Source organism: Hyphomicrobium sp. MC1, from assembly GCF_000253295.1.
GTDB lineage: Bacteria > Pseudomonadota > Alphaproteobacteria > Rhizobiales > Hyphomicrobiaceae > Hyphomicrobium_B.
Genome location: NC_015717.1, coordinates 4,668,008 through 4,680,540, shown reverse-complemented (window position 1 = coordinate 4,680,540; position 12,533 = coordinate 4,668,008). Strand labels below are relative to the sequence as shown.

The 12,533-nt window shown below is 57.6% G+C and carries 10 protein-coding genes and 1 tRNA gene; 5 read left to right on the top strand and 6 right to left on the bottom strand.

All coding sequences use genetic code 11. The annotated features are described in order from the left end of the window. Positions 1–29 precede the first annotated feature (29 nt). The 3 genes from HYPMC_RS22545 (at position 30) to HYPMC_RS24430 (ending at position 2,259) form a co-directional block, all read left to right on the top strand. Positions 30–1,544 carry a HAMP domain-containing sensor histidine kinase gene (locus tag HYPMC_RS22545; protein WP_244420941.1) on the top strand — a complete coding sequence of 505 codons (1,515 nt, stop codon included), beginning with the start codon at positions 30–32 and terminating at the stop codon, positions 1,542–1,544. Positions 1,545–1,703: 159 nt separating this feature from the next. After that, positions 1,704–1,780: transfer RNA gene (locus HYPMC_RS22540), tRNA-Arg, on the top strand. Positions 1,781–2,034: 254 nt separating this feature from the next. Further along, positions 2,035–2,259 carry a hypothetical protein gene (locus tag HYPMC_RS24430; protein WP_155831108.1) on the top strand — a complete coding sequence of 75 codons (225 nt, stop codon included), beginning with the start codon at positions 2,035–2,037 and terminating at the stop codon, positions 2,257–2,259. 444 nt (positions 2,260–2,703) lie between these two features. Here the strand turns inward: HYPMC_RS24430 and HYPMC_RS22535 are convergent, their stop codons facing one another. Further along, entirely contained in the window at positions 2,704–3,366 is a 663-nt protein-coding gene (locus HYPMC_RS22535) for an ABATE domain-containing protein (protein WP_013950469.1), read from the bottom strand. Between the two features lie 489 nt (positions 3,367–3,855). On the opposite strand from HYPMC_RS22535, the gene HYPMC_RS22530 reads away from it, so the two are divergent. Next, positions 3,856–4,368: a sigma-70 family RNA polymerase sigma factor gene (locus tag HYPMC_RS22530; RefSeq protein WP_013950468.1), complete on the top strand. Its 513-nt coding sequence runs from the start codon at positions 3,856–3,858 to the stop codon at positions 4,366–4,368. A 103-nt stretch (positions 4,369–4,471) separates the two neighbouring features. On the opposite strand, the gene HYPMC_RS22525 is transcribed toward HYPMC_RS22530, so the two are convergent. The 4 genes from HYPMC_RS22525 to HYPMC_RS22510 form a co-directional block, all read right to left on the bottom strand. After that, the gene (locus HYPMC_RS22525; protein ID WP_013950467.1) at positions 4,472–5,866 is read right to left on the bottom strand and encodes an NAD(P)/FAD-dependent oxidoreductase; all 1,395 of its coding nucleotides are present in this window, start codon (positions 5,864–5,866) and stop codon (positions 4,472–4,474) included. Between the two features lie 69 nt (positions 5,867–5,935). Beyond that, positions 5,936–6,910: a zinc-binding alcohol dehydrogenase family protein gene (locus HYPMC_RS22520; protein ID WP_024275083.1), complete on the bottom strand. Its 975-nt coding sequence runs from the start codon at positions 6,908–6,910 to the stop codon at positions 5,936–5,938. Between the two features lie 65 nt (positions 6,911–6,975). Beyond that, positions 6,976–7,827: an alpha/beta fold hydrolase gene (locus tag HYPMC_RS22515; RefSeq protein ID WP_013950465.1), complete on the bottom strand. Its 852-nt coding sequence runs from the start codon at positions 7,825–7,827 to the stop codon at positions 6,976–6,978. 358 nt (positions 7,828–8,185) lie between these two features. Then, the gene (locus HYPMC_RS22510) at positions 8,186–8,824 is read right to left on the bottom strand and encodes a CGNR zinc finger domain-containing protein (protein WP_013950463.1); all 639 of its coding nucleotides are present in this window, start codon (positions 8,822–8,824) and stop codon (positions 8,186–8,188) included. 1,078 nt (positions 8,825–9,902) lie between these two features. On the opposite strand from HYPMC_RS22510, the gene HYPMC_RS22500 reads away from it, so the two are divergent. Next, the gene (locus tag HYPMC_RS22500) at positions 9,903–11,240 is read left to right on the top strand and encodes a PepSY domain-containing protein (RefSeq protein WP_013950461.1); all 1,338 of its coding nucleotides are present in this window, start codon (positions 9,903–9,905) and stop codon (positions 11,238–11,240) included. Here the strand turns inward: HYPMC_RS22500 and HYPMC_RS22495 are convergent. After that, positions 11,228–12,412 carry a lipase family protein gene (locus HYPMC_RS22495; protein WP_013950460.1) on the bottom strand — a complete coding sequence of 395 codons (1,185 nt, stop codon included), beginning with the start codon at positions 12,410–12,412 and terminating at the stop codon, positions 11,228–11,230. The genes HYPMC_RS22500 and HYPMC_RS22495 overlap by 13 nt on opposite strands. Positions 12,413–12,533 lie beyond the last annotated feature (121 nt).

Sequence of the window (12,533 nt, the reverse complement as noted above, 5' to 3'; positions counted from 1 at the left end):
TGATCTCCGCGTAGGAGATGCTCGGTCCAGTGCAGCGCGCAATTTTCAACGGCGACGATAAAAACAACCATGACGCCAAGGGAGCGGCTTCGGTCTTCGTGGCGCCGTGGCGTGCCGTGGCGCGTTTCTGGGAAAGCCGTGGCCTCCCGACCAAACTCATTCTGCTGACGGCCATCTTCGTTTTGGTCGCCGAAGCCCTGATCTTCCTGCCATCGATATCGAGCTATCGCGTGACCTGGCTGCAGGAACGCCTGACCGCCGCCCAGCTTGCAGCACTGGCATCGGATGCGTTCCCAGGAGGTCAAATCCCTTCGGCTCTGCGCGCCGACCTTCTCCGAACTGCACAAGTGAAGGCGATCGCCTCCCGCACCGTCAACGAACGCCGTCTTGTCTATCCGCCCGACGGCGACCTATCGATCGACTACGTTTATTACCTGCCGCCCGAATCCAATTCCTTCTGGCAAAGCCTGTCGACGCATATCGAGCAGGCTCGCGATGCCGTGACGACCCTGTTGTCGAACGATCGCACCATCCGCGTCATCGGCCACAGCGGCCCCGACAACAACAGCCTGATCGAAATTGTCATTCCCGAAGCACCGCTGAAAGCCGCGATGATCCGCTACGGCATGAATATCCTGTGGCTGTCGATTATCCTTTCGCTGCTGACGGCCGTCGTCGTTTATTTCGCGCTGAGCCGCCTGTTCGTGAAGCCGCTGACGCAGATCACGACCAACATGCTGCACTTTTCGGAGAACCCCGAAGACCAAAGCCGCATCATGCCCGATACCGGCCGCCGCGATGAAATCGGGGTTGCCGAGCGCGAACTCGCAAGCATGCAGCGCCAGCTTTCGAGCTTGCTCGTACAAAAGAACCGCCTCGCGCAACTCGGCATGGCCGTCTCCAAGATCAACCACGATCTCCGCAATATGCTGGCGAACGCACAGCTGATCTCCGATCGCCTCGTTGCCATTCCCGATCCGACTGTGCAGCGCTTCGTGCCGAAGCTGATCGCCTCGCTCGACCGCGCCATTCAGTTCTGCAATTCATCGCTCAAGTTCGGCGGCGTATCGGAGGCCGCACCCCGGCGCGAGCTGATGCCGCTGAAACCGCTCATCGACGAGGTGGCCGACAGCCAAGGCCTGCCGCGGGAAGGCACCATCGCTTTCACGACCGATATCGACCCTGCACTCCTGATTGATGCGGACCACGAGCACCTGTTCCGTGTCCTCTCGAACCTCATCCGCAACGCTGTGCAGGCCATCGAGAGCATCGAAGGCAAAACGGATGGCGAGGTGCGCGTCACCGCCCACCGCGAGAGCCGCAAGGTCATTATTGATGTGATGGATAACGGCGCAGGCGTGCCACAGAAGGCACGCGAGAACCTTTTCAAGGCCTTTCAGGCTTCGACGAAGAAGGGCGGCACCGGCCTCGGGCTCGCCATCGCGGCTGAGCTTGTACAGGCCCACGGCGGCAGCCTGACGCTCGTCGACAGCGCAATCGGCGCCCGGTTTCGCATCGAGTTGCCGGACCGACCTGTCGACTGAGCAAGCCGGAGATCGGCCCGCCCCTTGCAAGCGCGGCGAGACGTCACGATGCTTGCGAAAGAGGGGTCTTGCGCTCGCCGCCGTGAGCCACTAGAGAGGGTTCCTTCGTCGCCCGGCCTTACGGCCGGATGGGCATCCGGCCCCTCCGCAACGAAAAAAGCGCCCGTAGCTCAGCTGGATAGAGCACCAGACTACGAATCTGGGGGTCAGAGGTTCGAATCCTTTCGGGCGCGCCATTTCAAAAAACAAAAAAATTTGTGCCTTCCATCGGGCCCGGCTGCGGCCAGCAATGAGGCGGCTAGCCCTCTCTATAGCGAGAGCGCGCATTCGTGCACGACACGACAGCCATGAACAATCGATCCTACCTGACGAATTTAAAACCGATATAGCTGTTCCCGTCCCCCCGGTGACGAGGGAGCAAATTTATAGCGCACCGTCACGCCAGCCGGGATGATCTCCCTTTGAAGTTAACCGCGAGCGGAGGAAATTCGTGCAACAACCTCCTGATCATAAAGACGTGGCCTCCCAAGATCATCTGAGTGTCGTTTTAGGCTTTACTGGAATGCTCTCTGGCGGAGGCAGCGCCGACGAAGTGGCACGCTTTGCGACCGATCATGGCTGGCTCGACGCGAACGGTCAGCTCACCGCCGCCGGAGACCAGCTTGCTCACGCGCTCCTGCAACAGAGCGGAACGCGAACGGTATTTCGTATTTAGTGAGCGGATCGCAGTATCCGGTTAGCGTTGGAAATAACCGGATCGCTCACTCAGCCCGAGCCGCCCCTAGCCGTGTCAGCGGAGCGGACCACCACAGACACCCAAATCTCTACTTAAAAATCCATTGCGCGCGCAATAGATGAACGTCTTGCATCAACGGCAGTGCCGGAAAGCGTGATCGTCACACGCGCGCGGATCATCGTGGCCGCCGGCGACAGCCAAGCTGCCTGCGATCGCGGACAAGACGACCGCTACGAAAAGGCATCTGAGAAAAGTCGACATACGGAACCTCCTGACTGAAATACGGTCTCACGAGCGGCTGCAGCTTTTGCAGGTACTCAAAGCCCAACTTCGGAAGGTTCACGCAGGACGTTTCACGCCGAACATAAAATTTCGAGATGACACCAAAGTCCTCCCGCACGAGGCAAGCATATTCGAAGTCAATCATTCCGGCGGCTTCGGCAGTGTCCTACGGATTTTTTGCTTCGCGCGGTTGCCGCAAGCACTCATGCTGCACCACCGTCTCTTGCCGCCATGTGTCCGATCGAGAAAAAGCAGCGTGCATTCTTTTGCCTCGCACACCTTAACTTTTGCCAAATCATCTTTGCACAGCATCTCGGCCATCGCGTTCGCAACGGGAAATAACAAGTCCATCGGCGTCATGAAACGCCGCTTAAACTCCCAGAACAATTTTGGCTCTGCGCATGTCGTTTGCGCGATCTGACCGAAGCGCGCATCCCGTCTCAAGATCGCATTGAGCGGCGCCAGATCTTCCACGGCAGATGGACATAACCGACGACCTGCATATTCATTTATGAAACTGCGAAACCAGTCGCCAAGCCGCTTGGCGTCGTCCGCGACAATATCCAGATCTGAGGAATTGACCGCCTCGCGAAAATACCGCGCAACGTTAGAGCAAACCAGCTCCGCGCTCTCTAGCCAGTGCAGAAAATCTGTTCCTGACTTAAGCGGCCTCATCTCGGCGCCCGGCGGCGGCGCGAGCGCGTTTAGGAAATCGAGAGCGACCGCATTAGCTAGAAAGATGGGCGCGTGACCGTGTTTTCCGGCATGCCGCCACTTAGAAGTCCTCGCCAGCCTTCTACGCATTAATAACCTCTTTTTATCTTATTTATCAGTTACGAATGGAGGTCTGATTGCCTTGGGGAAATCGGACATTGCGACTTCTGCTTCCCGTCGCAAAACTCGCCATAAAAACAGCGATAAATCGCCATGAGCCAATTCGCCTCGCTAAATTTTGTTGCCTCAGGTTGACATGTACGGCTCACAAATAATAACCGTTACATGCCTATTTATTAGGTTACTATAAAAGTCGTCAGAAACTGCAGCGGCAGTCACAATCTCAGACTTCGAATGACGCCACGAGCCGGCGTCAAAACCCTCTTCGAACATCTTTGCTGTCAGATATCGCGGATGCCTCGATCGAGATCTCAAGACGCCAATGGCGGACACAATCCCAACTCGCAACGAACAGCCGACCGCTCGCGCGGTGGCGCGGCGATAAACGTCGAGTCGCTCGCATCGAGCACGCCGAGGCGGGCCCATCGAGAGCAGCAAGAGACATTTTGCACTGGATTGATGCGACGTGCCGTTGCCGGCGATGATCAGGCATACAGCGAGCTATTGAAGCGCCTTCCTGGAATGCTGCGCGCCGCTTTGGTTTCAAAATTACAGCGGTATCAGCTTTCGACCGGCGACCTCGACGATATCCTTCAGGAAACTCTCATCGCTTTCCACGCCCAGCGGCATCGCTGGGATACATCACTCCCGGTCATGCCTTGGGTTGTAACGATCGCAAAAAATAAAATCGTCGATGAATTAAGACGGCGACGTAGACACCATGTGCTTCCAGGCAAGCTCGCAGAACTGGCCGTCAGTGTCAGCGCGACCGCCGAAGAGTCTCTCGCCAGGTACGATGTTGAGCGGCTTATCAAAGCTCTGCCAGAACGAAATCAGGAAATAGTCGCGGGAATTTCGCTGAATGGAGATTCCGCACGCGATCTGGCCAAGAAGCTCGACATGCTGGAAGCGACGGTCCGCGTCATTCACCATCGATCTCTCAAGCGAATGGCCAAAAGCTTGAAAAAATGATGCGTCTTTCGACCATCAGTAACGTAACAAGACGAAAACCGAAGCGCTTATGACGGCGCTTCGATTTCCACTATAGTCATGGAGCAATTGCCAAAATCGTCCGTCAGGCGCTGCCGGGCACATTTCCAAGCAGCGGCCCCAACCCCTCGGCATAGGTGAGATGGGCAATAACGGCATCACGCAGCTTGGGATAGGGAAGCTCTGCAAGCATCGCGGTCTGCACGGTCGTCATCACTTCCCCTGCCTCGGCTCCAATCATCGAAAATCCGAGGATTCGATCATCGTCTGCGCCGACCAGAATTTTCATAAAGCCCTCGACCTCATCTGTCGCGTTCGTGCGCAACACGTGGCTCATCGGCAGTCGGGCGACGCGTACCGGAACGCCTTGCCGTTGAGCTTCTCCCTCATCCATGCCGACACGAGCAAGCGGTGGATCGGTAAACATGACGTGGGGAACGAGACGGTCGCTCGTCTTCCGCGTGCCTCCAGCCATGTTCTCGCGCACAATTCGGAAATCATCGACGGAAACATGCGTGAATTGCGGGCTTCCCGCACACTCACCAATTGCCCAAACGCCAGGCGCCGTCGTCTGCAGGCTTTCGTTGACACGAATGAACCCGCGATCCGTCACATCAACACCGGCCGCATTCAATCCGATCCCGGACGTATTCGGCGCACGTCCAACAGCAACCAGCAAATCGCTGCCTTCGATCCTTTTATCTCCCGATGATGAACGGATAACGACGGCAACAGCGTCCCCCGACATTCCCTGGACGTCGATTGGAGTTGCGCCGAGAAAAACCTCGATCCCTTCGGACACCAAGATTCCCAGCATCTCGGACGCGACATCGGCATCCTCGCGCCCCATCAGTTGCTCTCCGGGCTCTATGATGACCACACGACTGCCAAAGCGGCGATACGTTTGTGCCATTTCGATTCCGACATATCCGCCTCCGAGAATGATCAATCGCTCGGGAGCATAGTCGAGTTCCAGCGCCTCGATATGCGTCAGAGGACGAGATTCGAGCAGCCCTGGAACATTCGGAATGGCAGCATGAGAGCCGACGTTAATAACGACGTCGTTGCCTCTCAAAATACGCGTTCCGCCATCATTCAAGCCGACCTCAATAGTCTTGGGAGCGGTGAACCGGCCACTCCCCATGATCAGCTCTGCGCCGCTCGCCTTGTAGGCGCTGAGGTGAAGCACCTTCTCGCGATCAACCATGTCATTCTTTCGCTGACGAACCTTTGCGACGTTCGTCGTCACGCTACCGATCTCGGTGCCAAAATTTTTCGCGTTGTGCACGATGTGGGCGACTTTAGCGCTCCAGAGCTCATTTTTGCTCGGAAGACATGCGACGGCCGGACAAGAACCGCCAACCCAGCGCCGCTCGACAACAGCAACCTTTTTTCCGGATCGGCCCAGGTGCCATGCCAGCTGCTTGCCGCCCTGGCCGCTCCCCAAAATGAGGGCGTCGACGTCTTCTACTTCAGACATAATTACCATCTCTCCGCGCTGCTTTGGATTTGTCGGCAACGCCCATACGGTTCTCACTGCGCTGATGTTTCAGCCGTGAACGACAACCAGCTTTCCATTCGCCTCATTGGCTTCCATGACGCGGTGCGCTTCACGGATTTCCTCGAATTTGAAAATTCGCGAAGGCTTCGCACTCAGCTTTCCCTCCGAGACTTGCCGCGCGATGTCTTGCAAAGGCACATCCGACAGCGGAAAGCCGGGATTTCCAAAAACGAAGCTGCCAAAAAACGTGAGGTTGACGCCGCTCGCCATCTGCAGAAGCGGATTGAAATCGTGTATCGGTTCGAGACCGCCCAACCAGCCTGCCAAGCAGGCCCGGCCGCCGCGCTTCAGCATATTGAGCGAGTCCATGATCGTGCTGTTACCGACAAGATCGAGGATGGCGTCGAGCGTCTTGCTCTCCGCCAGCCTCTCGGACATTTTCGGCCCCTCGATTTCGCACCGCTCAACACCGAGCGCCTCGAGTTTGGCAAACCGCTCCTTGCTCCGTGTCGTGGCGATCACGCGAGCGCCGGCGTTCACAGCCATCTTAACCGCCGCCAAGCCAAACGACGACGTCGCGCCGCGGACAAGCAAAAGCTGCCCTTTCTGAATTTCGAGATTGCGAAACAGGCAAGTCCAGGCCGTGGCATATGTCTCGGGGATCGCCGCAAGCTCAGCCCACGGCAGATTGGATTCGATCAACGCGACGTTCGAAACCGGCGCACGCGTGTACTCCGCGTAACTGCCGTTGATCGTGCGACCCAAGCCGCCCATGAGCGCAGCGACCTTTGCACCGACGGGAAATTCACCGCCGGGGCACGACTTTACGATGCCGACGCATTCAATCCCGCTAACCTCGGCGGCTTCCGCCCATTCGCCTCGACGCATATGCATTTCGGCGTGATTGATACCGAAAGCTTTGATTTCGATGACAACGTAACCCGCCTTTGGCTCGGGCTCCGGAATGTCTTTATAGACGAGGCTGTCCAGGCCGCCGAATTTCTCAAGAACGATGGCACGCATGATGAATACTCCGCAGAAAAAAGTGGTCGTCAGCAGACCAGCCCAGCGACCGACGGTGTGAAGGATCAAGACAAGAAGCTGCGAATGTCCGCCGCGATCTCATCCGCGTGAGTTTCGAGAGCGAAGTGACCCGTGTCGTAGAATTTGACGACCGCGTTCGGATTGTCGCACTTGAACGCTTCCGCACCTGCAGGAACAAAAAATGGATCGTTCTTGCCCCAAACGGCGAGAAGAGGCGTTTTATGGGAACGAAAGAAGTTTTGAAATTTCGGATAGAGCGCAACGTTGCTTTTGTAGTCGCCGAAGAGATCAAGCTGAACGTCATCGGCGCCGGGTCGCGCAAGATAGAAGTTGTCGAGACCATACCCGTCCGGCGAGATCACCGAGACGTCGGAAACGCCATGCGTGTACTGCCAGTGCGTCGTCTCGGGAGCGAGAAACGGGCGAAGCGCGGCGCGATTGGCTTCTGACGGTTCTTTCCAATAGGCCTGGATGGGATTCCACCCCTCACTCAGACCTTCCTCGTAGGCGTTGCCATTCTGGGAGATGATTGCCGTGATCCGCTCAGGATGCTTCACAGCGATGCGCAAGCCCGTCGGCGCGCCGTAGTCAAAGATGTAGATCGCGAATCTCTTGAGACCGACAATCTCGGTAAAGCGGTCGATGACCGTCGCGATGTTATCGAAGCTGTAGGTGAAGCTCTGGCGCGATGGCATGTCAGACTGGCCGAACCCTGGCAGGTCTGGAGCCACGACATGAAAGCGATCCGACAATAGTGGAATGAGATCGCGAAACATGTGGCTGGAACTCGGAAAGCCGTGCAGCAACAGCAGCACCGGCTTCGTTGCATCTCCGGCCTCGCGATAGAAAACGTTAACACCATCCACATCGACCTTGGCATACCGCACGGCACTCATGACCAGTCTCCTGAAAGGCTTTTTACGTAACCTTCAAAACAGTATTTACTGGGTTACTAGCGGGCGCGTAACTTGTCAATTTGCGTTTTCAAGGTTACCGCGAGAGGATAGGTTGAGAAATTTGAGAGCCTTGGATGTCTTGGCCCTCCACTCCGGCAACTGAGCGTGAGGGCGACCACATAAACGCCTGAAAAACGGCGGCGCGACACCTTGAGCATTACCTTGCGGTGCTGCTTGGGTTCCATTTGCGAAAGGGATGTCGGAAAGGTCCCGCGACCAGAGACGGGGCGGAACGACGGCTATCGACCCCGGAAGCATTGGGTCGACCTCGTCTCTCTATTTGCGAGACGCGGGATCTCTATTCGCCGCGAACGCGCTCCCGGTGGGCGGCCTGTTTCGCACGATTGCCGCAAAGCGCCATGCTGCACCACCGGCGGGTATGGGCGCGGGTTTTATCGACAAACAGCATCGTGCATGTTGGTGATTCGCATTTCTTTATGTAGCGAAAATCCTCATAGCAGATGACGTCTCCAAACGCCTTTGCAATGGGAAGAAGGAGCGATTCCGGCGACCGCCAGCGGCGTTCCGGCAACCAAGCAAGTTCAGATCGACCTTGCTTCCCGCCTTTCGAATCCGTCGTGACGACGATCTGCCCAAATTCTTCGTCGCGACTAAGGACATGGTTAAGCGGACCGAGTTTCTGGAGCGCGCCGCGTTTCAGCGGCCGACCTTTATATTCGTATATGAAGCCACGAAACCATTCGCGGAAAGACCTCGCCTGTGCAGCCGCAGCGTCAAGCTCGCCAGGCACAGAATTCTTCCGGAGCAGACTTCCAATTTCGGGAGAGATGAATTTTGCCGAAGTCAGCCACGCGAGCAAATCATCGCCATTTGTAATCCACTCAACGGTCTCGTCGAATGGCACGCCGATTGAATTCAGAAAGTCCAAACCCGGAGCATCTGCGATGAACATCGCCGGAGGCCGCTGATCACTCATTTCAGTCCCAAATTTCAGCCCCGCTCGCGAATGAGGTAAGCGCGCATCACGAAGTAACCACTGAAACCTGCCTTAACAAGTTAACTGCGTCAAGATAACCCCTTTACTGATATTTTAAAAGTTACTTCGCACCTGGAGCACCCCACCCCGAAACGGATGTCGTCGGCGTTCCACGCACAAACGAAGCAATAGAAATTGCGCGCAAACGGCCACCCACGACCCAAAGCGATCATCGACTCCAAGTGTTGGCGCGCTCAATGCCGCTCAGCGTTTCGGCCAGAGCGATGAGTTCTGCGCGCGATCATTCGGATCACAATGCGCAAGCTCGCCTCTTGAAGGCATCCTATGCGATGGGAAATTGGGCCTGCTTCCAATCAGGCTTAGGCACAGAACTGTGCTCGGACGGTAACTCGTCGGCGACTATCGCCTTGACGAGGAGTTGAGCCAAACACGCCCGCCAGTTAGGCTAGACGGCGCTGCGAACCAAAACTGCGAATACTCCTCGCTCGGCAAGGCTTAAAATGAACATCCGAGGGGATGTTAGACGGTCGGACTCGATGCGCCAATGGCTTAGCCACTTGGTGCTTTTTGTGTTTGTTCTTCGCTCGCTCATCCCCGTCGGCTTCATGCCGGACTTCAGCGGCACTTCGATCGGCGCCTTCCGCATTGTTATTTGCACAGGCTTGGGACAACAAACCATCGACCTTGACGCCAATGGTCATAAGCTTCCCGCCACGCCAGGCGGCTCAAAGCATCAGCCTTGTGCATTTTCCATTTCTGCAGTCCCCGACCTGCCGCTGACGACGATCGCAATTATTCAAAGCGCCCTCGCGACTGTCATTACGCGGGGTCAAATATTCGAGGTCTTGCCGCCTGCGCGAGCAGGACCGGCCCTTGGCTCCCGCGCACCACCTCAAATCTCCTGAACCTGTTTGCGACAGCACGCGGTTGATGCCGTGCGTGTCGTAGTCAGTAGGATCATTCATGTCCGTCGCGCCGGCATTCGATGTCGCCGCGCCTCCTGTGACGCCACAAAACGTCTCCTCCAACCAAATTCAATGTAACGAAAGTTCATTCCATGACTTCGCGCTGGTATAATGCTGTTTGGCGCTGGCACTTTTATGCCGGTCTCTTTTGCATGCCGTTCGTCATCTGGCTCTCCTGCACCGGCGCGCTTTACTTGTGGCGTCCACAGATCGAAGCCTGGCTCGACCGGCCCTACGACAACCTCTCAGTCAACGGCGCACCTGCATCGCCCGACGCTCAAGTCTCCGCCGCTCTTAAAGCCGTCCCTCGATCACAGCTGCGAAAATACTATCTTCCGCAATCACCGACTGACGCGACGCGAATTCTTGTCGGCAAAGACGGCGCAATGTCTCGCGTCTACGTCGATCCCTATACGCTCCAAGTACTCAACGTCGCCGACGAGGAGAGCCGCCCGTTCAGAGTGATCTTCCACCTTCACGGCGAACTGCTTGCCGGCGCAGTGGGAAGCTATCTGGTCGAGATCGCGGCCTGCTGGACGATCGTGATGCTGATAACCGGCATGTACCTCTGGTGGCCGCGTGGACGCGGGCTGGCGGGCGTCGTCTACCCGCGGCTGTCACGCGGCGGCCGCGGCTTATGGCGCGACATTCACGCGACCGCGGGCTTCTGGATTTCGTTCTTCGCGCTGTTCCTGATCGTAACGGGACTGCCCTGGGCGAAAGGCTGGGGAACCTACCTGACCGAGATTCGCGAACTCACAGGCAGCGCGCGTGGCCCGGTCGATTGGACCATTGGCGGCAAGCCCCCAAAAGCCGCCGCAATGACACCTGAGCACCATGGGCACATGTCGGTTGGAAACATGGCATCCGTCAGTCGTCCCGGCGAACTCGAACGGGTCATTGCCACGGTCCGGCCATTGAACCTCGCGCAACCCGTATCAATCAAACCGCCTGCGGCAGCGGGAGGACCGTGGCTCGCTGCATCCGAAGCCGCCAATCGGCCGCTGCGAAGTAATTTGACCATCGACGGCGCGACAGGCCGCATTATCGAGCGAACTGATTTCGCCGAGCGGCACTGGATCGATCAGACGATCGGCTACGGCGTTGCCGCGCACGAAGGCCAGCTGTTCGGTATCGCAAACCAGATCGTCGGTACGCTGACAGCGCTTTTCCTCGTCGGCCTGTCCGTGTCAGGCGTCGTCATGTGGTGGAAGCGGCGTCCGGCTGGAACTTTGGGTGCGCCGATGGCGCTTGCGCGACCGAAAGTCGGCGCCGCTCTCATCGTGTCGATCCTGCTGCTCGCAGTCTATATGCCGATGTTTGGCCTGACGCTTGCGCTCGTGCTTCTCATCGAAGATCTCGTATTGAGACGATTGGAATCCATCCGAAAATGGCTTGGTTTACGAGGTGAGGCGCATCAGTCGGCGTGATTGCAATCGCTCGGCGCGCTCCTCCCCGCGAAGCGATCTGCCATCCAATCGACCGACGGCTTTGCAGCATCGCGGCTGATCATTCCATGGCCGACGCCGGGATAGGACAACATCGCGACGCGGCTTCCCGCGGCGCAGAGCGACTTCGCATAAACAGCCGTCACCGGTGGATCGACGACGACATCGGCAGCCCCCTGCGCGATCAGAACAGGAACGCTCGGCGGCAGCGTGCCGATCGTATTTTCAGCCAGCAGACGCTTCCAAGGCTCCATGGCGGTCGGATCTTTGACCTTTAAAAACTGTTGCGTCAGCTCCTTGCCGATTGTCTGTCGCGGCCGAATATCGATGATGGATTCGAGACAGATGTTCGCCAATCTGTCGACGTCCGGGACCGCTTCCGGAACGATGATCTCGCTCATTGGCGCGCCAAAGCCTCTGTCCCACGACCATAATGTCATCGCGAGTAGGTTCTTGCCCCCCGCCGTCGCGATGTCGTCGCGCATCAGTGCCCCGAGTTCTGTCGCCGGTGCAGCCGCGACCACACCGAGAACCGAAAGATCGGGAGAATAGCTCTTCGCCAGTTTCGCCGCGAAAAGCACGGCTTGCCCACATTGCGAATGCCCCCACAGAACAGATCGCGTGCTGATATTCGCGCCCGGCAGCTCATGCGCCGCCCGGATCGAATCCAGAACCGCGCGCCCCTCGCTGTCTCCCACCAGATAAGGATGCGGACCCGGAGTACCCAATCCCGGATAGTCCGTCGCCGCGATGGCAAAGCCATGCTCCAGCATCATACGGAGACCCGGAATCTGCTGAAAGAAAAAGATCGCGAGCGTCGGTGCGCAACGCGGAACGATCCCCGTCGTCGGATGTGCCCAACCCACCACAGACCATCCATCGGGCGGCGGCGTTCCTCCAGGAACGATCACCGCGCCCGATACGGCGATCGGCTCGCCTTTGAGACCTGTCGAGCGATAAAGCACGCGCAGGGTCCGCGCGCCGAACCAGCTGTCACGCATCGGCTCCGTTCGGATAATCGAACCGGGCGGACCGGCGATCTCAGCTGGTGACGCTTGATAGAAAGCAGACTGAGCCGCCGCCGGATGTGTCCCCAGCGTCGCAAACACCGACGCAACGGCGGCAATCATGACGGCAAAACACTTATCGATCATAGACGAACCTCAAATGTCCATGGGCGCTAGCCGTCAAGCGTATCCGGTCAGACAACACCGCAACCTCCATTGGCCGCCGGATCTCAAGATGTCCCTCGCGCCCGAAGCGGAAAGGCCACGA